This is a genomic window from Brevundimonas sp. GW822-FHT03E11 (genome assembly GCF_058801445.1).
In genome coordinates this window covers 48186-73652 of sequence record NZ_JBXANG010000005.1, presented here as the reverse complement: position 1 = coordinate 73652, position 25467 = coordinate 48186, and the positions used below count along the sequence as shown (strand labels likewise).

Genomic DNA, 25467 nt, shown 5'->3' with positions numbered 1-25467 from the left:
GGGATGCCATGTCGCGACTTCACCTTCTGGCCTCTACGGCCATCGCCGTTCTGGCTCTGAGCCCGCTTGGGGCCAGGGCGCAAACGGTCGATCAGACGACGACGCTGGATGAGATCGTCGTCACCGGCGAAAAGACGGATCGCTCGTTGCAGGACACCCCGACCAGCGTCGGCGTCGTCACCGCGCGCCGGATCAACCAAGAAGCCATCCAGTCGCTGGCCGAAATCTTCCAGCGCACCGCCAACATGTCCGAGACCTACGGCCACAACGGCTTCACTATTCGGGGCATCAACAACAACGGCGTGTCGGGCGGCGGCGACTCTTCCCTGGCGACCATCTATGTCGATGGCGCGCCCCTGCCCGCCGCCATCACGTTCAACGGTCCGACCGACGTCTGGGACATGCGTCAGGTGGAGGTCTTCCGCGGACCGCAATCGACGCTGCAAGGTCTGAACGCCCTGGCCGGCGCCGTGGTGATGCGGACCGTGGACCCGACCTTCGACTGGGACTTTCGCACCCGCGCCACCATCGCCTCGCCTGACGAAACCACATTGGCGGTCGCCGGAAGCGGGCCTCTTATCGCGGACGAGCTGGCATTCCGCCTATCGGCTGAAAAGCGGGACGGCGACGGCTTCACGCACAATGTGACCCTGGACCAGCCTGAAGACCCGGTCGACAGTCTGACGGTGCGGGGGCGGCTGCTGTGGACGCCCAAGGCTCTGCCGGGATTCGAGGCGCGCCTGGGCTACACCCGGTTCGAAAGCGACGGCGGCTACCTGTTCGTCTACACCAACACCAATGCGCCGGACTTCTACGAGAACCGGCGGGCTTTCTCGGACACGGCCAACCTGAGCCATGTCGAGGCCGATCTGGCGACCCTTGAGCTAACCCAAAGGCTGTCCGACCGGCTGTCGATCTCGGCCGTGACCTCCTGGAGCGATGTGGCCCAGCGTGTTCAGTACGACGGCGACGGGACGGCCCAGGCCGTCAGCTACGGCAAGAACGGCGACGACTTCGAGACCCTGACCCAGGAGTTGCGCCTCAACTATCAAGGCGACCGTCTGCACGGCCTGATCGGCGCCTTCTATTATGATCGCGATCAGAGGCGCATTTCGGCCAGCCGCACCGACGTGCCGACGCCGGTCAACACCATTGCGGGCCTCCTGAGCGCCGGCGGCTTCCCGACCTCCGCCGCAGCCGCCATCGCCGCCCAATACGCCGCCGTCCTGCCCGTCATTCCCGTGGACTATACGGGCGATTTTCCCGCCCAGGTCACGACCTACGCCCTGTTCGGCGACGGCGAGTGGAACCTGACCGACCGCCTGTCGATCGTGGGCGGCTTCCGCTGGGATCATGAGGAAAACACCACCCAGGTCACGCAATCGGCCCGGTTCGCCGGCGTCTATCCCGATCCGGCGGCCTTCGGCGCGGCGGGTTCGCCCCTGTATCTGGCTGTGACCGGAATCAATGCCGGGGTGGCCGCCATGGTGGCCCAGGCGGGATCGGCCACGCCCCCCGCCACGCGAGAATTCGAGGCCTTTCTGCCCAAGCTGGGCGTACTCTACGACCTGACGCCGGACGTGACCGCAGGTTTCGTCGTCCAGCGCGGCTATCGTTCCGGCGGATCCAGCAGCAATACGGCCCGATCCCAGCTGTTCGCCTATGATCCCGAATACACCTGGAACTATGAGGCTTCCCTGCGCTCCGCCTGGCTGGACGGCGCCCTGACCGTCAACGCCAACGCCTACTATGTCGATTGGACCGACCAGCAGGTCAATGTGAACTTCGGCATCAACCTGTACGACAGCCACACGGTCAACGCCGGTCGGTCGCATCTGTACGGCTTCGAGATCGAGACGGCGCACCGGCTTTCGTCCACCTTCGACTGGTACGCCTCCGCCGGTTACACCCGCACCCAGTTCGACGAGTTCACGACCACGGTGAACGGCCAGACCAGCGATCTGACCGGCTCGGAGTTTTCGTTCGCCCCCCGTTGGACCCTGGCCCTGGGCGGCAACTACCGCTGGGGCGACGGCTTCGTCGCCAATCTGAACGCCAACTATCGATCCGAGGTGTTCACCAGCACCGGATTCAGCCAGGGCGACAGCCGCGTCAGCGGCCGCACCCTGGTCAATGGAAAGATCGGCTATGAGACCGGCCCCTGGGGCGCCTATGTCTACGCCAAAAACCTCTTCGACGAACACTATATGAGCTACGACCGCGCCCAGACGAACCAGGCCGTTCTGGGCGATCCGCGGGTCGTCGGCCTGATGCTTCAGGCGCGCTGGTGAGCCCCGAGGCGACCACCCTCCTCGCGTCGATCCCCCTGATCGCCGGCGGGGTCGGCGGGGCGCGGCTGCTGCGCCGCGCCTGGGGGGATCGCTCGGCGCGCCGCCCGTTGTGGATCGTCGGCGGCTGGGCGCTGCTGGCGACACTTACCTTCGCATACGCCTTCTGGCTGGGGCCGGCGCGCGGTCCCTTCATCGCCGTGACGCTGATCTCGGTCTGCGTCCTTCTGGTGGTGGCCTGGGGCATGGAGCGGCGCACCGCGCGCGGACGGGCCGAACGCAGCCTGGCGCCCGAACCGTCCAACCGAGGCGCCAAGGCCTGGCGCGGCTGGCTTCGGGCTCTTCTGGCCGGACCGATCGGCATGATCGCCGCCATGGGCACCGCCATCGCCTTCGTCGCCTTCTGTCCCGGCGCGGCCGAGACCCGGCTGGTGCTGGGCGGGCTGCTGGCGCCCCTGCTGTGGGGCGCCGCCATGGCCTGGACCCTGGCCGACGACAAGATCCTGCGCGCCACCGCCGTCCTGGTCGGTGTCAGCCTGGCGACCTTCGCCGCCGCCATGCTCAAGGGGTTCTGACGATGAAGGACAACCGCCTCGATCCCAAGAAGGCCGGCAAGCCCATCTGGCCCAAGGTCCCGGCTGGATTCGTCCGGTCCGTCCTGGCAGGCCACTCCGCCCTCGGCCTGGCCTTCGCAGCCTTGATCTATCTGGTCTGTTTCTCAGGATCGGTCGCCGTCTTCGCGCGGGAGTTCCAGCGTTGGGAACAGCCGAATGCGACGCCCATCGCCGCAGTGACGCCGGCCGCCCTGCAGACCGCCATGGAACAGGCCATCGCTCGTTCCTCGACGACGGTGGAGCATGTCCGCATCCTGCCCCCCACCCCGGACCTGCCTCGCTTGACGGTGAGCACGGACGCCGACGGCGTGGAGCATACCTACGCCGCGGATGCGGCCGGGCGACTGGGGGATGAAGGCGAGGCCGTCTGGACTGAGTTCATGGTCCTGCTGCACACCGCCCTGCATCTGCCCCGCGCCTGGGGCGGCTTCGTCGTAGGCCTGACGGGGGTCGCCCTTCTGTCCTCGCTGATCTCTGGCGTCCTGGCCCATCCGCGCGTGTTCAAGGACGCCTTTCATCTACGCTGGGGCGGCGCCAAGCGGCTGCAGGAAGCCGATCTGCACAATCGGGCGGGTGTGTGGGCCCTGCCCTTTCACGTCATCGTCTCGCTGACGGGCGCCCTGTTGGGCCTCAGCACCCTCATCGTCGGAATTCTGGCCCTGGCCATGTTCCAGGGCGACACCTCCAAGGCCTACGCCCTGTTCGTTCCGGTCATTCCCGACGATCCGCGCCCGGCCGTCGCCCCGCCCGATCTGGCCGCCGCCGTCGAGGCGGCCCAGCGGCTGGCGCCCGATGCGCGGCCGACCTTCATCAGCATCGAACATCCTGCCGAACAGGGACAGACGGTCGTGGTCAATGTCGCCAAACCCAATCGGGTGATGGCGGGCTCCAACCTCTATTTCGACGGACGGGGTCGCCTGCTCGACATCAGCCGCACGGCTGAGCCGAACCTGGGGCAAAAGATCCTGGCCTCCCTGGGGCCGCTGCATTTCGGCTGGTTCGGCGGCATCGTCGTCAAGATCGCCTATGGACTGCTGGGTCTGGCCTTGACGGCGGTGACGGCCAGCGGCGTCGCCATCTGGCTGGCGCGGCGACGCGACAAGGGCCGCCCCGCCCCGCGATGGGAACGGATCTGGATCGGCGCCGTCTGGAGCCAACCCCTCGCCTTCGCCGCCTCGGCCCTTATTGTCCTGGGCTTGTCCTCCACCGCCGCCTCGACGCCCCTGCTGGTCTGGGGTCTGGTCACGGGGACGACCCTGGGACTGTCAGTCTGGGTCGAACCGGCGCGCTTGTCGCGCATCCTGCGGCTCGTCTCCGCCGTCGCCCTGGGGCTGGTCGTGCTGACACACCTGGTTCGCCACGGCGCCCATTACGAAGACTCCGCCGCCTGGGCCATGAACGGCGCCCTGGCCGCCATCGCCGCCCTCCTGGCCTGGACGGTTCTAAGGCCTGCAATCCGCCGGACGAGTCAGGCGGCGACCGCGGAACAGACCCGGGCCACATAGTCGGCGTGGGACGGCATGACCGCCACGCATTTGCCGATCACCGTCTCCACATCGTTCAGGAACCGCTCGATCTCCGCTTCGGGCGTGACGTCGACCAGCGGATCATAGCCGGCGGGGATCACACCCTGGCCCAGGAAGACCTGGATCCAGCTTTCCTCGGTGAACAGCTCGTCGTCCTCCCGGAAGACCCGGCCGTTGGCGCGGAACAGGTCCATCTTGCGCTGGAGGGTGTCGGGAACGGCCATGTCGCGGCAATCCCGCCAGAAGGGCGTGTCGTCCCGATAGGTCGCCTTGTAATGCAGGATGACGAAGTCGCGGATCCGCTCATATTCGAAATCCATCTGACGATTGAACTCGGCGATGGTGGTCGGGTCGAAACCGCCGTCCGGCATCAGTCGCACCAGACGGGTCAGGACCGACTGGATCAGGTGCAGGCTGGTGGATTCCAAAGGCTCCAGAAAGCCGGAGGCCAGACCGGCCGCGACGCAGTTCTTGTTCCAGACCTGGCGTCGCTTGCCCGCGACGAAACGGATGCGATTGGGTTCGGCCAGCTGTTCCCCATCCAGATTGGACAGCAGAATCCGTTCGGCCTCCGCCTCGTCCATATAGCGGCTGGAATAGACGTGGCCGTTGCCGGTGCGGTGCTGCAACGGAATGCGCCACTGCCATCCGGCCGGCCGGGCGGTGGCGCGCGTGTAGGGGGTGAAGGGTTCGGTGCGGGCGCAGGGCACGGCCAAGGCCCTGTCGCAGGGCAGCCAATGGGTCCAGTCCTCATAGCCGGTCTTCATCGCCTCTTCGATGATCAGGCCGCGAAAGCCCGAGCAGTCGATGAAGAGATCGGCCGCCTCCACCGCCCCGTCCTCCATCGTCACTGACTGGACGAAGCCGTCGTCGGGCCGCAACTGAACCGAGGCGATCTTGCCCTCGCGCCGTCGCACCCCCGCCGCCTCCGACAGGCCGCGCAGATATTTGGCGTAAAGACCGGCGTCAAAATGGAAGGCATGGGCGATATGGCCCAGCGGCGAACCATTTCTCTGGGGATCGGCCCGCATGAAACGGTTCTGCAAGGCCGCCGCCGTATTGATCGAATAGGCGGCGAAGTCCGACGCGCGACCCGCAGCGCGCATCTTCAACCAGTACTGGTGGCAGCGCAGCCACTCCAGATCGCGCCCGATGACGCCGAAGCCGTGGATGTAGCTGGCTCCGATCCGGTCCCAGTCGTTGAATTGGATGCCCAGTTTGAAACTGGCCTGGGTCCGCCGCATGAAGTCGGCCTCGTCCAGATTGATCAGCGCGTTGAAGGTCTTGATCGCCGGAATGGTCGCTTCGCCCACGCCGACCGTGCCGATCGCTTCCGATTCGATCAGGGTGATGTCGTAAAGCCCCCGAAACAGTCGAGAGAACAAGGCCGCCGCCATCCAGCCGGCCGAACCGCCCCCGACGATCAGGATCTTCTTCAACTGGCGCACGCTGGCATTTCCTCGTTTTTCCGGCAGGTTGGCAGCAAGCGACGCGACTCGGCAAGAGCGGCGATCACGGCAATTCGGGCGATGCGTCCAGAGACGTCACCCCCGTCGTCGGCCCTTCTGGTCAATGACCACCTGACCGTCTTGGCCGGCGAAGGGCGTCGCCGCGATTATTCGCCGGACTGTTTTCGGAACGTCATCGTTGAGCCGTAAAAGCGCGGCCCAACGGGTGGGCCCGCGGAGGTGGGATGTCGGTTCAGGATCTGGGTACGGGACGACTGCTGGCCAAGAACGCCGTGCGTCTGCGCGCCTTCGTCCGCAGCCGCGTCCACAATGATGAGGACGCCGACGACATTAGTCAGGAGGCCTACGCCCGCGTCCTGGCGCGATCTCAGACTGCGCCGCTGAAGGATCCGGTGGCCTACGCCTTCCGGGTGGCCCTGAACCTGCTGAGCGATCGCAGGCGCCTCGCCTCTCCCTCGGCCGGAGAGGCGATCGACGAGGCGGCGGCGTCGGACGCCCCCTCTCCATTCGAGGTTCTCGACATGAAGCAGAGAGCGGACCTTTTCACCCGTGCGCTTCAGCGCATGCCGCGGCTGAGGCGCGAAGTCTTCGTGCTGAGACAGTCAGCTGATCTCAGCTACGCTGAGATCGCCACACGGCTGAACATTTCAGTCGAGGCGGCCCAGAAACACTTCAGCCGCGCGGCCGTCGAGGTCCGCCGCGCGGTGGACATGGAGCGCACCCGATGAGGCCGTCTGCGCCCACCCCGGAAGAACAAGCCGCCCTGTGGGCGGACCGGCGCCGCTGCGGCGAGATGGACGCAGCGGCTGACCAGGCGCTGCGCGCCTGGCTTGCGGAGGCCCCGGACCGCGCGCGCCTGTTGGACGCCCAGGAGCGCCTGCTGACCGATCCCGCCCTTGCCGCGGTCACTGCGCGGTTGGCGGCCGAAGCCGGACGTTCTCGGCGCGTCGGCCTCCATCCTGCGCCTCGGCTGTTCCACCGCTGGTCTTCACGGCTTTGGGTTGGCGGCTTAGCGGCGGCGGCCTGCGCGGCGCTGGCCGTGCTGATGTGGCCGTCTGCGCCCGTCGTCGTCGAACAAAGGCTGGAGGGCGTGGCGGGGCAAAGTCTTCAGGCGGCGCTGGAGGACGGCTCCCTGATCCAGCTCAACGGCGACAGCCGCGTCCGCACGGCCTTCGGACCGGAGCGGCGCGACGTCTGGCTCAGCGGCGAAGGCTTCTTCTCAGTGGCCAAGGACGCCAAACGTCCGTTTTCCGTCCTAACGGCGACCCACCGCATCACGGCCCTGGGCACGCGCTTCAACGTCGATGAACGCAGCGGCGGGGCGGTGGAGGTCACGGTTCTGGAAGGTCGGGTCGAGGTGGTTCCACTGAACCATCCCGAGCGCCGCCAGGTTCTGAACGCCGGCCGCCGATTGCTGAGCGACGGCGCCGCCGGGCCGATCCAGCGGCTCGACGCCGATGTGACCACGCCGGACTGGACCGAGGGATGGATCGACGCGGACAATATGAGCCTGGCCGACCTGCTGATCGAGTTGAAGCGCCGATCGCCGGGGCTGAAGGCCGAGTTGGCCGATCCCGCCTTGAGCCGCCGCCGGATCAGCGGGCGGTTCGCCGCCTCTGAGCCTCAGGACGTCCTGACCACCATCGCGGACATGCAGGGCCTGACCCTTCGCAGGGAAGCCTCCGGCCGTCTGCTGATCGAGCGGTAAGGCAGGCATGGGTGCGGGCCGCGCAAGGCTGTGGAGCGCCGTAGCGGTGACGAGCCTGTGGCTTGCGGCGGGGCTTTCGCCGGCACAGGCTGAAGCTCGGGACCTTCAGTCCACACCTGACCGAACAGCCCATAGATTTCAGATTTCCAGCGGCCCTATGGCCGAGGCTCTTCGGGCGCTGTCGCGCCAATCGGGTCTGGCTGTGCTGGCTGACGCCGATCTGGTGGGTGGCCGCCGCACGCCGGGCATACAGGCCCGAACCACCGCCTGGACCGCCCTGAACCGGCTGCTGGCCGCCCACCCCGATCTGAGGGGCCGGATCGTGGGCCAGACCCTGATCGTCGAGCGCGCTCAGCCCCAGCCCCAGCCCCAGCCCCAGCCCGCGGCCGAGCTGGAAGAGGTGGTGGTCCTGGGACGCAAAGGCGCGATCGACGAGGCCCTGGCGATCAAACGCGCCTATGACGGCGTCAGCGACGTGGTCAGCGCCGACGATCAAGGCCTGCTGCCGACCAACAATCTGGCGGAAAGTCTTTCCCGTCTGCCCGGCGTCAACGCCGTCCGCAACCATCAGACCGGCGAAGGCGACCGGTTGACGGTTCGGGGCATGTCCACCGAATGGAACGCCTATCGGATCAACGGCGTACGTTTGGGCGGCGCCGGGTCGCGGGCGGACAAATTCTATCGCGGCGTCCGTCTCAGCTATCTGCCGCCCGAGGGAATCCAGAACCTGATCGTGCGCAAGACCTTGACGCCCGATCTGGACGGCGACGCCCTGGGCGGGCTGATCGACATCCAGACCCCCACAGCCTTCGACACCGACCACGACCATGTGCGGCTGTCGGTCGAGCAAGGCTGGCTGACCCGGTTCGACCGACCGAAATCGGGCAAGGCGGCCCTGGCGATTTCGCATCGGTTCGGCGATCGGCTGGGTCTGTTCGTCGCCGCCAACTGGAGCGACGCCCGCTCGCAGTTTGAGATGGTCGGCGGCGACAGCGACGACCTGCCGCCGGTCTGGTTCGACACCGTCTATTCGACCGGCTGGGATTTCGACCAGTTCGTCATGAGGGGCATGGAGTTGGCGGTCGGCGAGACCCAGGTGCGTCGCCTGGGTCTGAACGGAAGCCTGGACTGGCGCGGCGCACAGCAGGATCTTCACCTGCGGCTTCAGTACAACCGCTATGAGGGCGAGGAGTATCGAAACCGTTTGAACTTCCGAAACGACGGCCTGGCGGGGACCGAGCGGCTGGTCCAGGTGGACAGCCGGAGAACCGGTCTGGCTCAGCCGGACGCCATGGCGGTTGGGTCTGATCCCAGCCTGGGGCGCATCTACGGCTATTCGACCGCAGACGTGAAGGATGTGGACGGAGACGGACGGATCACCGACGCCGACCGCAAGGTCCGCTCCGTTTACAGCCTGGCCGGCGCTTCGGGCGTGTGGGATCCGATGGGGTTCCGATTGAGACGGTTCTGGGAATCGACCCGCGAATCCGGCCTCCTGTCCTCCCTGACCCTGGGCGGACGGCGATGGGGCGGTCCCTGGCGGATCGCCTACGACCTGTCGCTGTCGCGGTCCAGGGATGATTTGGACGACGGCGCGCTTCTGGAGTTCCGGACGGACGCGGTCGAATGGCTGGGCAATCGCGGGATGCAGGTGATCGAGCCGGGCGACCCGCGCTTTCGCCTGTGGGGGCTCAACCCCGCAGGCATGGCTGCGGTTCAGGACCCCGCCGCCTTTGATTTCAGACATCTGGGCGAGGAGTGGGAGCGCACGTCCGAAACCCTGGGCCAGGCGCAGTTCGATCTGACCTATACGCCGCCCAGCGGCTGGCTGGAGTCGATACAAGTCGGGGGCCGTTACATGCGCTCCAGCCGCCGCAACTCGGGCGCCGCCCGGCCCGACCTGATCGGTCCGGAAACCCTGGCCGACCTGGCCGGCTTGTTCGGTACGCCGGTCACCGACCTGTTCGACGGCCGCTATGTCGGCGACCACCGCCTGGGCGTCGTCCTGGACAATCGGCGGATGGCGGCCGAGATCGACCGGGCCTATCGCGGGGACAGCGCCTATTTCACCATCGATCCCAAATTCAAGGCTCAGACCGACACAGAACGCTTTCGGTTGAAGGAACAGGACGCCGCCGCCTATGTCATGGCCGCCGCCCGATGGGATGAGACCCAGATCACGGGCGGTGTCCGGATCGAACACACCCGATCCGACGTCAGCTATCCCATCCTGGACGCGCTTCGCGGCGACGGCCGAGACCATCGCCGCAACAGTTTCACCAATGTGCTGCCGTCGCTGCACCTACGCCGCTCCTTTCACGGCGACAGGGTGTTGCGGGCTGCGGTCTGGACCAGTTTCGCCCGGCCCGACATCGCCCGAATGACGACGGCGCGGCAGTATGTCTATGACCAGGACCCCGACCGCGACGGCAAGACCAATCCCAAGACCGAGTGGACCCTTCAGGAAATCCGCCAGGGCAATCCGGATCTGAAACCCATGGAGGCGGTCGGCTATGATCTGTCGCTGGAACGCTATGGTCGATCAACGGCCTGGTCAGCCGCCCTGTTTCACAAGGATATCCGCAACTTCCTCTATCGGGCCTCCACCAGCTCGATCCGCGACGGCGGGCTGATAGAGCGGGGGGAGGAGCATGGCGCGCCCGTGCGGGCCTACGCCAACGGGCGCAAGGCGCGGATAAGCGGAATGGAACTGGCGATCCGTCACAACCTGGACTGGGCGCCCGCGCCGCTGGACGGCCTGGGCGTCTCGGCCAATCTGACCTGGCAGCTCAGCCGCGCCGACGCCAACATCAGCTGGCGCCGCGGCGATCGTCTCCCCTTCACCGAGACGCCCGAGACCCTGGCGAGCGTCGAACTGTTCTGGCAAGGCGGCGGATGGGAGGCGGCGGCCGGCTGGAACCGCCAGTCGGGCTTCCTGGAAGGCATGGATAGTTTCGCCAACGACCCGTATGAACAGCCCTACAGCTTTGTGGACGTCAGTCTTCGGCGGCGGTGGGGCGCAGACGGCTTCGCTTCGATCCAGGTCCGCAATCTGCTGAACAGTCATACCTATTGGTACACCTTCGGTTCGGGATCGGAGGATCTGCGCGAATACATCCGTACTGGGCCCACGGTGACCTTGGCGATCAGCCGCAGCTTCTGACCTGGTCTTTCGACGCCAGCCGCCCCGAAAATCGCCGCCTGAAGTCGCCGCCCAGGCGCGAGACGGTCAGGTCGTAGCCGCCGTCCGCCCGAACCGGAAGGCGAAGGCGCAAGGGCGCGCCGGCGCTGACCCTGTGGCGGCGCGTGGGATAAAGGCCCGCCTCGTCGCTGACACAGAACCAGGCGTCCTCGCCCAGCACGATCTCGAGTATCAGTCCCCGCCCCCGGCGGGGCGTCCTCACGCGCACCGACGCCGACGCCGCCTTGAACCGGCCGCCGACCGGATCGGGGGTCGGACCTGTGCTGGACCGGCCAAAGCCGCCTGACCGCACGCGGGACGAATCCGGGGCGTCGCGCCTCCAGTCCCCCCATGACGGCGGGACCTCCATCACGGACGCGCCGAAAGCCCGCAGTCGGCCGCGGCGCGCCGCAATGCGCGCGGTCGGTCGGTCTGGATGACGTTGGCATCCATCGCCAGCAGCCCCTCCAGACGAGCGCAGACATCCGGCGCGCCGCTCGCCACGGCGTGATCCACCTCGCCCAGGCTGTTGACCCAGATCCGCGCCGGCAGGCCGCGCACGCCGCGCCGAAGGTCCGGGGTCAGCGAGTCGGGATCGCCATGCACGATCGCCACATCCGCAAGTCCCGCGAGCGCGGCCCCTAGACCGTCTGGACGATCGACGCGCGGCATGACGTGCGCGCGCGGTAGGAGCCGTCGCACCGCCCGTAGCACCTCTCCGTCCGAGTCAAAGAAGACGACCTGGTCGGTCATCCCCAGTCCTTCCACCACCGCCACCACGGCCGCGACGCGATCCGTCTTCATATCCAGATCGACCAGCACCCGACCGCACGTCCTGCGGAGAGCCTCAACCAGGGTCGGCGGCGGTTCGGCGCTGTTCGCCAATCGCAGATCCCGCAGTTGGCCATGGGTGAGGCTTTCCGCCTCGCCGACGCCGCCGGTGGTCCGCGTCACCGTCCGATCATGCATGAGAAAGGGCACGCCGTCGGCCGAGACCTTGACGTCCAGTTCGACGATGTCGGCGCCCTCGCGCACCGCTTCATCGACGGCGGCCAAAGAGTTCTCCGGCGCATCCAGATGCCCCGCCCGGTGAGCCGCGATCAGCAAGACGCCGCGCGGCTGGGCCAGGTCGGTCTGAAGACGCGACATGGCCGCAGTCTCTCCACAGACCGGATCGGCCAGGGCCGGCGCCGCCGCCAGCCCCGCGATCGCGATCAGCCCGACCAGACCGACGCGCCGGCGCATCACCGGTCCTCCCGTCGCAGGATCAGCTCCGGGGTCGCAGGCTTAAGGTCGGTCAGGCGCGCCGCGCCCTGGCCGGTCTTGTCGAGCTGGAAGGCGTCGTACAGCAGACCGTCCATAGTGAAGGCCCGCACCGTCAGCCGATCCGGCGTCGCCTCGATCTGCTGGAACACCTGAATCCCGCTGCCCTTGCGGACTGGCCAGTCGATGTCGCCCAGCGGATACTGTTTGGGCCCGATGTTGGAGACCATATAGACCGGGCCCTGATCGTGCGGCCGCCCGCGTCCATAGGTGTGGTCGTGACCGGCCAGGACCAGATCGACGTGATGGCGATCCAGCACGGGTTGAAGCACCGCCCGCAACTCGGCGCCGTCTCGGCCCCTAGCCGTCGAATAGAGCGGATAGTGCATCAGGATGACGGTCCAGCGCGCCGGATTGTCCGTCAACTGACCCTCGAGCCAGGCCAGTTGATCACGTGCCGACTGAGGGTCTTCATCCATCATGTCGGCGTCCAGCGAGATGACGCGCACCCCCTGATAATCGACGCGATAGACGGTTTCGCTGAGCCATTCGGAGGGGCCGTTGTCCGGCAGGTTGAACTGAAGCCGCCACTGGGGCGCCAGCTGCTGCGCCTCCGCGCCTTCGGGCTTCATATATTCATGATTGCCAGGCGTCATCAGCGACGGGGTCTCCGCCAGCCGATGCGGGTCCATGTCGAACCACTGGCCCCATTCCCCGTCATTGTCAGCCCGATTGATCAGGTCGCCGGCGAACAGCATGAAGGCCGCGTCCGGCGTCTGACGCAGGGCGCGACGCACGGCCAGGCCGCCCATCGAGCGGATGTCGTTCTGGACGTCGCCCACATAGAGGAAGGTGAAGGGGCGGGCCTCGGCGGCGGCGGTTCTGACCTGACGCCACGCCGACCAAGCGCCCTCGCGGCCGACGCGATAGACATATTGGGTGTCCGGCGTCAGGCCGGTCAGCTGGACGCTGTAGTAGTCGGCGGAAACCTGCTCCTGATCGCGGGTCGTGAAGGCGGCGGCGGTGCGTTTCGCCGCGATCCGCACCGCAGTCTGAGGATAGGCCGGTCCGGGCGTCAGGGGCGCATATTCGATAAACCCCTCCCCGCCCCCGGCTTCGGCGCGCCAGTTGAAGGCCAGGCTGGTGGCCGGCGTTTCGGTCAGGTTGACAATGACCCGTTCGGGCAGGCTCTCAGCCTGGGCGGGCGGGACAGCGGCGAAGGCCAGGAGGCTGCAAGACAGGGCCGCGGCGAGGCGCAGGGACAGGCGCATGGGAATACCTCGGTTGGAGAAGAAAAGGCCGCTCGCGGTGTCTTCCGCGAGCGGCCGGGCGTCGTCAGAGACGCCAGTTCAGGTTCAGGCTCAGATAGCGGCCGTTCTCGATATAGTCGCGAACGCCGCCCTTCCCGGAGCCGAAGGTGTAGTAGTAGGTATAGCTGTCCATCAGGTTCTGCACCTTGAAGGTCGCCGTCAGGTTCGGCGTGATCTGACGCCGCATCATCAGGTCCACAAAGTGGTAGTCCTGCTCATAGGGGTCGTTGCCGAAGTCCTCGATGTCTTCGAGCGACTTGTCCTGATAGTTATAGGCGACATAGGCCTCCCAGCCGTTGCGTTCCCAGAACAGCTCCAGGTTCACGATGTGGTCTGGGGTCTCCATGAACGGCAGGGTGTAACCCTGCGGATGCCAGGACAGGCCGGTCTCGGCCGACGAACGCTGGATGGTGGCGTTCAGGGCCACGCCCAGGCCGTCGAACGGCGCGGGCAGCCAATGCAGCTGCTGACGGGCGTTGATCTCCACGCCGTGGATTTCGGCCTTGCGGCCGTTCATCGGCATGGAGACGGAGACGCCCGACGGATCGTCGAACTCGCCCAAGGTGCCGTCTTGGATGACGGAGGACGATGACCGGTACAGGAACTTGTCCAGGTCCTTGTAGAACAGGGCCACCGAATAGGCGCCGGTCCGCCCGTTGTAATACTCCGCTGACAGATCATAGTTGATCGAGGTCATCGGCTTCAGTTCGGGATTGCCCTGCACGATGCCGGTCAGGACCCACTCCGTGGTCGGATTGGTCTTGCCGTCGCCGTCGGGATCTTGGTCGTAGCTGTATTCCTTGACCGAGGTCATCCGGTTGATGTCCGGGCGCGACACGCTGGTCCAGATCGCCGCCCGCAGCTTGGCGCTGGGCGTCAGATCATAGTTCAGATGCACCGACGGCAGCCAGTTGGTGAAGCCGGTGTTGTCCAGGGCGTAGTCTTCGCCCCGCACCGGATCTTCCGTCCAGGCGCGGATTTCGTTGTCGGTGTCCTCCATTCGAACCCCGGCGATGATCTCGGCGGCGCCGAAGCGAGCCGTGCCCATCACATAGGCCGACACCACCTGTTCGTCGTAGAACCAGGTGGAGGCGTAATCGAGCGACTCCGTCTCTTTCAGGGCCAGCAGGGTGGAGTTCCCTGCCTTGGCGCGATCGATCTCGGCCATCATCTTGTCCGTGTCGATCACGGCGCCGAGTTGGTAGAGGCCGGTGTAGCGGCCGTCGAACATGTCCGTGACCGGTTCGCCGAACAGGGCCGAATAGTCAGCCATGGTTCCCGTGGGCGCCAGATCGATCAGCGTGCCCTGACGGCGTTCACGCTCGGACTTGTAGTATTTGGTGCCGACCCGCACCTCTTGCAGCCAGGACCCGGCGGGTTCGTAGCGCAGGTTGAACTGGGCCTGATTCAAGGTCTCCTTGGCGCCGCCGTATTCGCCGCTCAGGCCGGAGGCGGTGTATTCCTTCAGATCCTGAACGGCGGCCATGCCGGCGGGGTTCAGCACCCACTTCAAATACTGCGGATCATCCTGACTGACGATCTCGACCCCCTCATTGCCTTTCCACAGATAGGCGTTGCGGCCGAAATACATGTCGTAGCTGTCGATGATGTTGTCCTCGGACTCCGAGTGGGAAGCGTCATAGTCCAGGGTGAAGGCGCCGAACCGGCTTTCGCCACCCAGGTTGATCAGTTGCAGCACGCCCTCGGTCGTGCCGCCTTCCCAATAGCGGCGCAGACGGAAGCCCTTGGGGTCCCAGACGCCCGAGGCGCCGTTCAGGCTGTAGAAGCCGGCGGCGCCCTTGTCGGCGTCGGTGATCTTCCCGTCATTGTCGCGGTCCACGATCTGGGCGGGGGTGTAGTTGTAGATCGCCCCCAGCTTGGGGTCGTAGCCGACGACGGCGTCAGCGGGCTGAACCAGGTCGCCTCGCGTCTGGTCCTTCTGCTCCAGACGGGCCGAGACCTTGCCTCCGCCTTCGTTGCGGAAGTTCAGACGGTTCCTGAACTGCGTTTCCTCATATTCATTGTACTGACCACGCAGGTGGAAGCTGTGGTTGTCGCCGCGGTAGTCCAACGAGCCGTTGAAACCCCAGCGGGTCACATCCGTGTCGCCGGTGGACATCTCCAGACCCCGCGCGACGAAGGTTTTGGGATCGAAATCAAGACTGTGGGTCGTGCTGTACCAGGTGCGGGGCATGTTGTCCCCGGAGTTGCCGATCTGCTCGAACTGAGACCCGCGCTCGGAATAGTTGCCGGTGACGTAGAGACCCAACCGGTCCGAAAACTGCTTGCCCAAGGCGACGTCCGCCGCCCATGAGGTTCGGTCATCGCGCTGTTGCAGCAGGGTTCCCTCGATCGAACCGGCCGCATAGGTCGGGGCGTAATCGAAGGCCGTCGGCGTCTTGATGTCGATCGTCCCGCCGATGGCGTCGCCGTCCATATAGGGGAGCAGACTCTTATAGACGGTGATGGCGTCCACGCCCGAGGTCGGCAGGAAGCTGAGCCGGACCCCGCGGAAGAAGTTGTCGTTCGGCGACCCCGTGCCGCCCATGCGGACGCCGTTGACGGCATAGGCGTTGTACTCGGTCGCCATGCCCCGGATCACGACCCGGTCGCCTTCGCCGGTGAAGTGGTTGCGAACGGCCGAGACGCCGGGAATGCGCGATGCGGCTTCGGTCAGGTTCGACGACGGCAGCTTGCCCATGTCGTCGGCGCTGACGCTGTCCGAGATCATGTCGTTCTTGCGTTTCTCGTCGATCGACCGACGCAGACCTTGCAGATAGCCGGTGACGACGACGTCATCCAGGACGGCGGGATTGGGCTGTGCGACCTCTTCCGCCTCGGTCGTGGCGGACCGTGACTGCGACTGCGACTGCGATTGGGCGGCCGCCCATTGCGGGAAGGCCGCGACCAGGGCCAGGCTTCCCGCCGCCGCCAGATAGCGCGATTTGATGTTCATTGGTGTGATCCCCCGAGGTCTGCCGAAGGCGCAGACGACAGAGAGACGGAGCGATCAGACCAAGCTGACAGGCGTCATCAACATTTCATCTCTGCGTCGCCGATCCTTACCGAACGGGCAATCCTGGATGGCGCCGCCCACGCCTTATCGACTTGGCGACCGCCTGAGCGGAGCCGGACCACCGCTGCGTCGCATCACGCTCGTCCTCGGGAATCTCTTCCAAGGGAGCGTAGAACATCAGGCCAGAGGCCGCGTGCAGGACGCGGGCGGCCGACATCTGCGAGCGGGTCATCGCCGCCTCCCCCCAAGGACAGCGGCTCCAGCACGTCCAGCCGCATCTATCAAAATCGTTGCGACGTTCAGGGGCCTAACCTAGGCTCCGGTTCGAGCTCGAATGAATGGGCCGAACGGGGGGATACACTATGTCGCTCGCAAGCGTCGATCTGGCGATCCTGGCGATCTACGCGGTCTTCATCTTCGGCCTGGCCCAGTGGGTTTCTCGCAGCAAGGGCGGCGAGCAGAAGACCTCCACCGACTATTTCATGGCCTCCAAGAGCCTGCCGTGGTGGGCTATCGGCGCCTCGCTGATTGCGGCCAACATCTCGGCCGAACAGATCATCGGCATGAGCGGGTCCGGCTATGTGATCGGCCTGGGCATCGCCTCCTATGAATGGATGGCGGCGCTCACCCTGCTGATCGTCGGGAAATTCTTCCTGCCGATCTTCCTGCGCAACGAGATCGTCACCATGCCGCAGTTCCTGCAGCAGCGGTACGGGCCGACGATCCGAAACGTGATGGCTGTCTTCTGGCTGCTGCTCTACGTCTTCGTGAACGTGACCTCGATCCTGTGGCTGGGCGCCATCGCCGTTCACACGGTCACGGGCTTCAACCAGGACTACGCCATCGTCGCCATCGGCGTCTTCGCCCTGGCCTATCAGCTGTGGGGCGGTCTGAAGGCCGTGGCCCTGACCGACATCGTCCAGGTGGCCCTGCTGGTCTGCGGCGGCCTGATCATCGGCTTCATCGCCCTGTCGACCATCGGCGGCGCGGGCGGCGCGCTGGCCGGCTTCAACACCCTGCTGACCGAGTTCCCCGACAAGTTCGACATGATCCTGTCGCCGGATAATCCTCACTATCAGGAGTTGCCGGGGATCGCCGTCCTGCTGGGCGGGCTGTGGATCATGAACATCAGCTACTGGGGCTTCAACCAGTACATCATCCAGCGCGCCCTGGCCGCCAAGTCCCTGCCTGAAGCCCAGAAGGGCATCGCCTTCGCCGCCTATCTGAAGCTGCTCATGCCGGTGATCGTGGTCCTGCCCGGCATGGCCGCCCTGGTGCTGGCCCCGAACCTGCCGGCGCCGGACCAGGCCTATCCGTCGATGATGAACCTGCTGCCGGTCGGTCTTAAGGGTCTGGTCTTCGCCGCCCTGATCGCCGCCATCATCGCCTCGCTGGCGTCCAAGGTGAATTCGATCTCGACCATCTTCACCCTGGACCTCTACGCCAAGATCAAGAAGGACGTGCCCGAGCATCAACTGGTCACGGTCGGCCGCATCGCCGCCGTCGCCGCCGTGATCATCGGCATCCTGACCGCCCGTCCCCTGCTGGGCGGCTTCGACCAGGCCTTCCAGTTCATCCAGGAGTTCACGGGCTTCTTCACGCCGGGCATCGTCGTCATCTTCATGCTGGGCCTGTTCTGGAAGCGCGCGTCCGAAGCCGGCGCCCTGACCGCCGCCATCGGCTCGGTGGTTCTGTCGGCCGTCTTCTGGTGGCTGCAGGAGACGGGTCAGTTCATCTTCCCCTTCATGAACCGCGTCGGCGTCGTCTTCATCGTCTCGCTGATCGCGGCGGTGGTCGTATCGCTGCTGGCGCCGGCCAAGCCCGACGCCATGAAGATCAAGCTGGACAAGATCAGCTACAAGACCTCGCTCGGCTTCAACCTGGCCGGGGTCGGCGTCATCGCCTTCCTGATCCTGGTCTATTCGATCTGGTGGTGAGGTGAGCGACGGGCGTCTGATCCGTAAACGGCCGAGGAACCCGCCTGGGTGATATCCGCGCGCTCCGCGGCGCTCAGCGGAATACCGCTCAGGTTTGCGAAACCGTCTTTGATCCCGGCCGCGCCGGCGATGCCTCGTCCATTGACCAGGACTAAGGTATTGCCTGCCCAAACCGCCCAGATTGGCTGCGGCGACGCCCAGCGCCCCAGTTGCGAGACCGTCACAAGCGGCTGCTAAGGTGAAAGCCTCTAGGACGCGTCAGAAAAGCTTCCGGGAGACAGGGGGCGTTTCGGTGCTGGGCAGGCGTGACCGGTGGTCCACAACCGCCGTCTATGGTGCAGCTCACTACGGAAAGAGTCTGTTCTGGTACGGCGGAGAGGTTCTGTTCGCCTTCTTTCTGACCGAGGTTGCAGGTCTGACGCCCGCCCATATGGCCGGCGTCTTGGCGATCGGTTTTCTTATCAGTGCGATCTTCGATCTTCAGGCTGGGCGCATCCTGTTTCGCCGGTCGGCGGGCATGAGGCGCGCAGCTGGCCTGCAATCCCTCGGCGCGATCTTTAGCGGCGTCGCCTTGGTGGGGGTGGTCGCAACCGCCCTGCTTCCCTTTCCGATGCGCGTCGGCTGGGCCCTGACGACGGGCGTCCTGTTTCGCCTCGCCTTCGCCGTCTATGACGTCTCTCAAACCTCCCTGATGGCCAATGCGACCGCAGAGGTTGAGGCGCGGTCGCGTGTCGCGGTCACGCGCATCTTCGCCAGCGGCCTGGGCAATCTGAGCGTGGCCGTGGTGGTCGGTCCCTTGATCGCTGCTGAGCGGCGCGGCGGCGGCGGCGTCATTCTCATCGCCCTGGCGCTGATCGCGGCCCTGATCGCCATCACGACGGCGATCTTGTTGAACCGGCGCCTCAGGGGCCCAACGGATACAGCCGACCTTCACGTGCAGTCTCCGTTGAAGAGATCGGGCCTCGGCTTGGCGGCCCTATGGCCCCTGTTCGCCATGATGGTCCTGATGATGTTGGGCCCTTCTCTGTTTCAGAAGTTGGAGCCTTACTTCGCGACCCGCGCCTTCGCGTCATCGACGACGGGCGGCGCCCTCATCATCGCCGCCGCCGCAGGCGTCTGCTGCGGCCAACCGCTCTGGCTCATGATCTTTCCTCCGTCCCGCCGCATCGCCCTTTTCACGGTTTCGGCTCTGCTCCAGGCCGCCGGGGCCGTGGTCTTCCTCCTGGCGCCGTTCGACGCGCCGATCGCCTTCATCGCCGGCGCTTGGCTGTTCGGCCTGGGCAACGGCGGGCTGGGCATGGCGAAATGGGCCAGCTTCAGCGACTGGGCGTCCCGCCTTCCGGCCCACCGTCAGGGCCTCGCCTTCGCCATCTTCAGCGCCCTGGCGAAAATCACCCTGGCGCTGGGCGTGCTGATCGTCGCCGCCGCAATTCATCCGGGCGTGACCCCGGAGGGTTTGCGCGGGTTCATGGCCGCCGGCCCCGTCCTGACGTCGATAGGAATGATCATTCTGGCGCGACGGGCTGCGCCTCGCGAAACGGGCGACACGCTGGCTTCCGAAACCATGGGCGCATCACCACCTCGCACATCCTGAACAGCGTCGACATCCCATCTGATGTCGCGATCTGGCCGATCATATGGGAAAGCGAGGGCGCGGATCCGACAGCCGGCCTGACACAGATCAAAGGCTCAGTCGGGCGCCGTCGGCTTGACGGCCGGTCGGCGCCCAAGTCCCTCCACATAGGCGATCATGGCGGCCGGCTCGTGGTCGGGCGTAGCGACCAAGGAGGTTCCATCGACCTCGCGCAGGACCGGAATAGGGCGACGTTATTCTGGTGGGCCACTCTTATGGCGGCGTCGTGAACACCACCGATGGCGTCGATCACCCAAGCGAGCTAGCGTCTGCGGGTCCCAACCAAAGGAGTGCGATTGCCGACCGTGGATCTAGAAAACCCGACGGCCCTGCCAGGAGACAAGCTCCGCGACATGGTCCCGTTTGTGCGATGCGTTTCCTAGAGCGCCTGCGTTGCCAGGTTGGAGGAAACCCGGGTCGCCGTGCGTCCAAATCAATGGACGGGAACGGAGATAGAAGATGTTAAACCGAATTTTGGCGGCGATTGTAATCGCGAGCGCGCTGCTTGGGGGACCAGCAGCCGCTCACACGGACCATATCACCTCCCCGAATGCGGCGTTTGGACATGACGTCGGCGACGATTATCAGTTGATCAACTATCGGCAGTTCGAAGCCTATCTCCACACGCTCGCCGCCCAGTCCGACCGCATGAAGCTGATGGAGGTCGGCAAGACGACCGAGGGGCGGACGCAGTATGTGGCCGCCGTCTCGTCTCCGGCGAACATCGCCCGCCTGGATCATTATCGCGACATCGCCCGCCGTCTGGCCAAGGCCGAAGGCGTGGACGAAGCCGAGGCGCGCGCCCTGGCGGCCGAGGGCAAGGCCGTGGTCTGGATCGACGGCGGCCTGCATGCGACCGAGACCGTGCCGCCCCAGGCCCTGATCGCCGCCGTCCATGAATGGGTGACAGCTCAGGATCCCGAGGCCCTGCGGGTGCTGGACGACGTCATCATCCTGTTCGCGCCACTGAATCCGGACGGCTGGGATCTGGTGGCGGACTGGTACATGCGGGAGGAGGACCCGGAGAAGCGGGAGTTTGCCAGCCTGCCGCGCCTCTATCAGGCCTACGTCGGCCACGACAACAATCGCGACTATTATCTGTCGGCGATGACGGAGACGACCAACGTCAACCGGATGCTGTTCCGGGAGTGGTTCCCTCAGATCGTCTACAACCACCATCAGCCGGCGCCGGCCGGGACGGTCGTGTTCATGCCGCCGTTCCGGGATCCCTTCAACTACAACTACGACCCCTTGGCGATGACCACCCTGTCGGAAGTCGCCGCCGCCATGCACAACCGGCTGGTCGCCGAGGGAAAGCCCGGCGCGACCATGCGCAGCGGCGCCCCCTATTCGACCTGGAACAACGGGATGGAGCGGTCGATCACCTATTTTCATAACGCCATCGGCCTGTTGACGGAGATCACCGGGCACCCGACGCCGAGCCGCATCGCCCTGGTTCCGGACAACCAGTTGCCGCGGAACGATCTGCCGGCCCCGATCGCGCCGCAGACTTGGCGGTTCCGGCAGTCGATCGACTATTCGCTGTCGATCAATCGGGCGGTGCTGGACTATGCCTCGCGCAATCGCGACCGGCTGTTGTTCAACATCTGGCGTATGGGGGCGAACGCCATCGCGCGGGGCGAGACCGACACCTGGCGCGTCACGCCGTCGCGGATCGACGCCCTGAAGGCGGCTGCGGGCCAGACCGGCCGCACCGCCGATCCCGCCCTTTACGACAAGGTGCTGCGTGATCCGGCGCTGCGCGATCCGCGCGCCTATGTCATCCCGGCGGACCAGGCCGATCTGCCGACGGCGATCGCCTTCCTCAACAGCCTGATCAAGACCGGGGTGGACGTGGATCGCGCGACCCGCGCCTTCTCCATCGCCGGAACCTCCTATCCGGCGGGGTCGTTCGTCGTGCGGACGAACCAGGCCTATCGGCCGCATGTGCTGGACATGTTCGAACCGCAGGATCATCCGCACGACCTGCGATATCCCGGCGGTCCCCCGGTCCTGCCCTATGACGCGACCGGCTATACGCTGGCGCTGCAGATGGGGGTGAGGTTCGACCGGATTCTCGATCCGTTCGAGGCGCCGCTGGAGCGCGTGCCGGACCTGATCGCCGTGCCCGCCGGTAAGATTCGCGGACGGGGCGACGCGGGCTTCGTCGTCGATCATGCAGCGATCGACAGCTTCATCCTGAGCAACCGTCTGCTGAAGGCGGGGCAGCCGGTGTTCTGGCAGAAGACCGAGGTTCGTCTCGGCGCGCGCACCCTGGCGCCCGGGGCCCTGTGGATTCCGGAAAGCGAGACGTCGCGCGTCCTGGTCGAACAGGCGGTCGCCGAGCTGGGCCTGAACGCCGAGGCGGTGTCGCGCGCGCCGGCGGGCGACGCCATGGCGCTGAAGCCGGTGCGGATCGGTCTGGTGGATCGCTACGGCGGCTCCATGTCCGCAGGCTGGACCCGTTGGCTGCTGGAGCAGTTCGAGTTCCCCTTCGAGGTCGTTTACCCCCAGCGTCTCGACGCAGGTGACCTGAACAGGGATTTCGACGTCCTGGTGTTCGCGCCTGATCTGCTGCCCGGCGACTTCCCCAACGGGAGCGGGCGCGGACAGCCGGATCCCGAGACGATTCCCGAGGCCTATCGTTCCTGGCTGGGCGCCGTGACGCGAGAGAAGACCCTGCCGCAACTGACCCGCTTCGCCGAGGCCGGGGGCACGATCGTGACCGCAGGATCGGCCCATAAACTGGCCCTGGCCCTGGGGGCGCCGATCGAGGACGTGCTCTCGAACGCGGACAGGCCCCTGCCCTCCACCGACTTCTTCATCCCCGGCGCCTTGCTGGCGATGGACGTCGATCCGGCCGAGCCCCTGGCCTACGGCCTGCCGGCGCGACTGGATGTCTTCTTCGACGAGAACGCGGCCTTCACCGTGCGCGACGGCGCCCGGATCGCCGCCCGTTACCCAGCGACCCCTGTGGTGTCGAGCGGCTGGGCCATAGGGCCCGAGAAACTGGCCGGCGCCGCCGCCGTGGTCGATGCGCCTATGGGGCAGGGTCGGCTGATCATCCTGGGGCCGGACGTAATCAATCGCGCGCAGGCCCGGGCCTCGGTGCGGCTGTTGTTCAACGCCCTGTTCTACGGCCCGGCGACAGCGGCGGGCTCCTGACTCTGAAAGGGGCGTCGGCCGGACGCCGACGCCCCTGCCCGCCTGGATCTGGAGTCAGCGGGGCGCCAGCTGAACTTCGAAGAAGCGATCGACGCGGCCGCGAAGATCCTCAGTCGCGGCTGCGTTGGCGGCGACCGCCTGGCGGCTGCGGCTGGGATCGTCGAATCCGTGGGCCGCATCCGGATAGAGGGTCAGGTTCACTGAAGCGCCCGCCGCTTGGGCGCGATCAACCAGGGTCCGGCAGCTTTCGGGCGACACCTCCTGGTCGGCCGTTCCCATGAAGACCTCGACCGGCGCATAGGCCTTGTACTCCCGCCGGAACCGTCCCTGGAGGCCGCAGCCCGGATAGAGGGCAAGCCCCGCCCGGAAGCCTATCCGCCGCATGTCGCCGGGCTTGTCGTCAGCCAAGGCCGAAAGGACAGTGCTGGCGCCGTTGGAGAAGCCCATCAGGCCGATCCGGTCATCCGCCACCCCCTCCAGGCTGCGCAGGAACCGCAGCGCGCCATAGGCGTCCAGGGGGCGGATCGTCACTTCGTTGATCTCTGGCGGTCGCGAACTGTAGGTCCCGGCCGCGAAACCGGTCGGATAGCCTCGCGGCCCGAAACTGTCGACGACAAGGGCGTAGTACCCCCGGTCGGTCCAGTACGCGGCCCAGAATTTGAGTCGCAGCGTCAGGTTCCGCGCCTCATAGACCCCGTCGGCCAGGGACGAATAGACCCCGCCCCTGCCGTGCAGCAGGACGACCGCCGGCGCGCCGGATTCGGGCGTTGGTCCCTCGGGCCGGAACAGATAGCCGACCAGTTCGGTTCGCGGCTCGTCCATGCTGCGAAACACGACCCGCTCGCCGAGCCGCTGTTCAGCCGTGGCCGAGCCCTGCCGGACGACGGCGTTCGATATCGCCGTGTGGTGAACTGCATCAGAGTTCAGCGGGGCTTGCGGCTGCTCCTGCGCCTGGACGGCCGGCGCCGCGGCCAGAAGGGCGGCGAGGAGCGCCGAGAGATGGCGTTGAGGACGGGTCATTCGAGCGGTCTCTCCTTGTAGGCTGTGAAATTCAGTTCGCCCTCCATCCGCGCGACGGCGACGGCGACGGCCAGGTCGCTGGTGCAGTTCGGCACGGTGCGGATCATGTCCAGGGGCCGATCGAAGGGCAGGATGAAGCCGACGATCAAGGCCGTCTGCTCCGGCCCCAGACCGATGACTGAAAGCACTGCCGCCAGCAGAAACAGGGAGGCCGAAGGCACGGGCGCGGCGCCCAGGGCCACCATGGCGGTGACCGCCATTATGGCGAGATAGTCGGCTGGCCCCAGGGCCACGCCGAAAACCTGGGCGGAAAAGGCGGCCAAGAGGCCGACGTAGAGGGCGGCGCCGTCCATGCTCAGGGTCACTCCGAGCGGCAAGACCGTCGAGGCGATCGCCGGGCTGACGCCGAGATTTCTCTGGGCCACCCGCAGCGCCACAGGCAGGGTCGCGGCGCTGGACGAGGTCGAAAAGGCCACCGCCACCGCGTCTACGATGTCGCGATAGAAGGGCAGAACCGGCGTTCGCGCCAGAAGACGCAGTACGGCGCCGTGAACGATGAAGGTCTGAAACGCCGCGCCGACAACAACACAGCAAGACAGCCGCAGGACGCTGACGAAGGCCGACGGCCCGCTGGTTCCCATCACCCAGGCGATGAGGGCGAAGACGCCGAACGGCGCCAGCTCCATTACGAACTGGACGACGCGCAGAAGCACGGCCGATCCGGACTCCAGAACTTTCTGCAAGGGGCGTCCGTCCTCGCCCGTCACCAACAGGGCGGCGCCGATCAACAAGGCGAAGAAGATGACGGCGAGAATGTCGCCCTCGGCCATGGCCGCGATAGGGTTCAAAGGCACAATGTCGGCGAGGACGGCGGCGAGATCCTGTGCGTCGGCCAGAGGCGCGGGCGCGACGCCCGCTAGATCGACGTCGGCGCCCGGCTGGATCAGCGCGCCCAGGCCCAGACCGACGGCGGCGCCCACCAGCATCAAGCCGAAGTAGAGAACCATGGTCTTGAGACCGACCGCTCCGAGACGCGCCGGGTCGGACATGGCCGACACGCCGGCGGCGACGGTCACGAACACCAGCGGGGTCACCAACATGCGGATCAGCCGAACGAAGAGGTCGCCGATCCATTTCAGATCCTCGGCGCGTTCTCCGAGCACCAGGCCCGCGAGCACGCCCAGCCCCAGACCCAGCAGGATCCGTCGCCACAGCGGCGTGGCGAACCATAGGCGCGTGACGATCCGCACCGGTCGGGCCAAGCCCGCCGAAGGCGCAAGGGAGGACATGTCGATTTCCAGAGAGGCCCGGACGAGGCCTCAGCCTCGCCCGGGCGT

Annotated in this window: 17 protein-coding genes; 9 read left to right on the top strand and 8 right to left on the bottom strand. The window is 66.3% G+C overall.

From position 1 onward, the window contains the following. Nucleotides 1-8: 8 nt before the first annotated feature. Genes AC1RKE_RS10120 through AC1RKE_RS10110 form a run of 3 tightly spaced genes read left to right on the top strand, consistent with a single transcriptional unit; the run spans nt 9 to nt 4407 of the window. Nucleotides 9-2291: a TonB-dependent receptor gene (locus tag AC1RKE_RS10120; protein ID WP_348684395.1), complete on the top strand. Its 2283-nt coding sequence runs from the start codon at nt 9-11 to the stop codon at nt 2289-2291. After that, nucleotides 2288-2863, top strand: coding sequence for a hypothetical protein (locus AC1RKE_RS10115; RefSeq protein WP_182713685.1), 576 nt, complete (start codon nt 2288-2290; stop codon nt 2861-2863). Before AC1RKE_RS10120 ends, AC1RKE_RS10115 begins: the two co-directional genes overlap by 4 nt. A gap of 2 nt (nt 2864-2865) precedes the next feature. Continuing rightward, nucleotides 2866-4407, top strand: coding sequence for a PepSY-associated TM helix domain-containing protein (locus tag AC1RKE_RS10110; protein WP_348684396.1), 1542 nt, complete (start codon nt 2866-2868; stop codon nt 4405-4407). Here AC1RKE_RS10110 and AC1RKE_RS10105 read toward each other — a convergent pair. Then, complete coding sequence (locus AC1RKE_RS10105) at nt 4371-5876, bottom strand: tryptophan halogenase family protein (protein WP_348684397.1); 1506 nt, start codon at nt 5874-5876, stop codon at nt 4371-4373. The genes AC1RKE_RS10110 and AC1RKE_RS10105 overlap by 37 nt on opposite strands. Before the next feature lie 245 nt (nt 5877-6121). On the opposite strand from AC1RKE_RS10105, the gene AC1RKE_RS10100 reads away from it, so the two are divergent. From AC1RKE_RS10100 to AC1RKE_RS10090, 3 genes are all read left to right on the top strand, one after another. After that, nucleotides 6122-6625, top strand: a complete 504-nt coding sequence (locus AC1RKE_RS10100; RefSeq protein WP_348684398.1) for a sigma-70 family RNA polymerase sigma factor — start codon at nt 6122-6124, stop codon at nt 6623-6625. After that, entirely contained in the window at nt 6622-7605 is a 984-nt protein-coding gene (locus tag AC1RKE_RS10095; RefSeq protein ID WP_395941991.1) for a FecR family protein, read from the top strand. The genes AC1RKE_RS10100 and AC1RKE_RS10095 overlap by 4 nt, the downstream gene beginning before the upstream one ends. A 157-nt stretch (nt 7606-7762) precedes the next feature. Next, nucleotides 7763-10768, top strand: a complete 3006-nt coding sequence (locus tag AC1RKE_RS10090) for a TonB-dependent receptor (RefSeq protein WP_348684595.1) — start codon at nt 7763-7765, stop codon at nt 10766-10768. Here AC1RKE_RS10090 and AC1RKE_RS10085 read toward each other — a convergent pair. The 4 genes from AC1RKE_RS10085 to AC1RKE_RS10070 form a co-directional block, all read right to left on the bottom strand. Continuing rightward, complete coding sequence (locus AC1RKE_RS10085; RefSeq protein ID WP_183215984.1) at nt 10752-11009, bottom strand: phospholipase domain-containing protein; 258 nt, start codon at nt 11007-11009, stop codon at nt 10752-10754. The two genes, AC1RKE_RS10090 and AC1RKE_RS10085, sit on opposite strands and share 17 nt — an antisense overlap. A gap of 146 nt (nt 11010-11155) precedes the next feature. Continuing rightward, nucleotides 11156-12031, bottom strand: a complete 876-nt coding sequence (locus AC1RKE_RS10080) for a glycerophosphodiester phosphodiesterase family protein (protein WP_348684594.1) — start codon at nt 12029-12031, stop codon at nt 11156-11158. After that, nucleotides 12031-13320, bottom strand: a complete 1290-nt coding sequence (locus tag AC1RKE_RS10075; protein WP_395941994.1) for a purple acid phosphatase family protein — start codon at nt 13318-13320, stop codon at nt 12031-12033. Before AC1RKE_RS10075 ends, AC1RKE_RS10080 begins: the two co-directional genes overlap by 1 nt. Nucleotides 13321-13384: 64 nt before the next feature. Further along, nucleotides 13385-16315 carry a TonB-dependent receptor gene (locus AC1RKE_RS10070; protein WP_395941995.1) on the bottom strand — a complete coding sequence of 977 codons (2931 nt, stop codon included), beginning with the start codon at nt 16313-16315 and terminating at the stop codon, nt 13385-13387. Nucleotides 16316-16737: 422 nt separating this feature from the next. On the opposite strand from AC1RKE_RS10070, the gene AC1RKE_RS10065 reads away from it, so the two are divergent. After that, the gene (locus AC1RKE_RS10065) at nt 16738-18312 is read left to right on the top strand and encodes a sodium/sugar symporter (protein WP_183215991.1); all 1575 of its coding nucleotides are present in this window, start codon (nt 16738-16740) and stop codon (nt 18310-18312) included. Here the strand turns inward: AC1RKE_RS10065 and AC1RKE_RS10060 are convergent. Beyond that, complete coding sequence (locus AC1RKE_RS10060) at nt 18294-18536, bottom strand: TonB-dependent receptor plug domain-containing protein (RefSeq protein WP_152949854.1); 243 nt, start codon at nt 18534-18536, stop codon at nt 18294-18296. The two genes, AC1RKE_RS10065 and AC1RKE_RS10060, sit on opposite strands and share 19 nt — an antisense overlap. Nucleotides 18537-18604: 68 nt before the next feature. On the opposite strand from AC1RKE_RS10060, the gene AC1RKE_RS10055 reads away from it, so the two are divergent. Both AC1RKE_RS10055 and AC1RKE_RS10050 read left to right on the top strand, forming a co-directional pair. Continuing rightward, nucleotides 18605-19906, top strand: coding sequence for an MFS transporter (locus tag AC1RKE_RS10055; protein WP_348684693.1), 1302 nt, complete (start codon nt 18605-18607; stop codon nt 19904-19906). Nucleotides 19907-20533: 627 nt separating this feature from the next. Continuing rightward, nucleotides 20534-23110: a M14 family metallopeptidase gene (locus AC1RKE_RS10050; protein WP_395941996.1), complete on the top strand. Its 2577-nt coding sequence runs from the start codon at nt 20534-20536 to the stop codon at nt 23108-23110. 54 nt (nt 23111-23164) lie between these two features. Here the strand turns inward: AC1RKE_RS10050 and AC1RKE_RS10045 are convergent, their stop codons facing one another. Continuing rightward, nucleotides 23165-24130 (bottom strand): dienelactone hydrolase family protein, encoded by a 966-nt coding sequence (locus tag AC1RKE_RS10045; RefSeq protein WP_348683445.1) that lies wholly within the window; start codon nt 24128-24130, stop codon nt 23165-23167. Further along, entirely contained in the window at nt 24127-25419 is a 1293-nt protein-coding gene (locus AC1RKE_RS10040) for a dicarboxylate/amino acid:cation symporter (RefSeq protein ID WP_348683443.1), read from the bottom strand. The genes AC1RKE_RS10045 and AC1RKE_RS10040 overlap by 4 nt, the downstream gene beginning before the upstream one ends. Nucleotides 25420-25467: the final 48 nt, after the last annotated feature.

Excerpts from the sequence above, each read along its gene's own strand:
- AC1RKE_RS10120 (WP_348684395.1), top strand. The coding sequence starts at position 9 with ATGTCGCGACTTCACCTTCTGGCCTCTACGGCCATCGCCGTTCTGGCT.
- AC1RKE_RS10110 (WP_348684396.1), top strand. The coding sequence starts at position 2,866 with ATGAAGGACAACCGCCTCGATCCCAAGAAGGCCGGCAAGCCCATCTGG.
- AC1RKE_RS10100 (WP_348684398.1), top strand. The coding sequence starts at position 6,122 with ATGTCGGTTCAGGATCTGGGTACGGGACGACTGCTGGCCAAGAACGCC.
- AC1RKE_RS10095 (WP_395941991.1), top strand. The coding sequence starts at position 6,622 with ATGAGGCCGTCTGCGCCCACCCCGGAAGAACAAGCCGCCCTGTGGGCG.
- AC1RKE_RS10090 (WP_348684595.1), top strand. The coding sequence starts at position 7,763 with ATGGCCGAGGCTCTTCGGGCGCTGTCGCGCCAATCGGGTCTGGCTGTG.
- AC1RKE_RS10080 (WP_348684594.1), bottom strand. The coding sequence starts at position 12,031 with ATGCGCCGGCGCGTCGGTCTGGTCGGGCTGATCGCGATCGCGGGGCTG.
- AC1RKE_RS10075 (WP_395941994.1), bottom strand. The coding sequence starts at position 13,320 with ATGCGCCTGTCCCTGCGCCTCGCCGCGGCCCTGTCTTGCAGCCTCCTG.
- AC1RKE_RS10070 (WP_395941995.1), bottom strand. The coding sequence starts at position 16,315 with ATGAACATCAAATCGCGCTATCTGGCGGCGGCGGGAAGCCTGGCCCTG.
- AC1RKE_RS10065 (WP_183215991.1), top strand. The coding sequence starts at position 16,738 with ATGTCGCTCGCAAGCGTCGATCTGGCGATCCTGGCGATCTACGCGGTC.
- AC1RKE_RS10045 (WP_348683445.1), bottom strand. The coding sequence starts at position 24,130 with ATGACCCGTCCTCAACGCCATCTCTCGGCGCTCCTCGCCGCCCTTCTG.
- AC1RKE_RS10040 (WP_348683443.1), bottom strand. The coding sequence starts at position 25,419 with ATGTCCTCCCTTGCGCCTTCGGCGGGCTTGGCCCGACCGGTGCGGATC.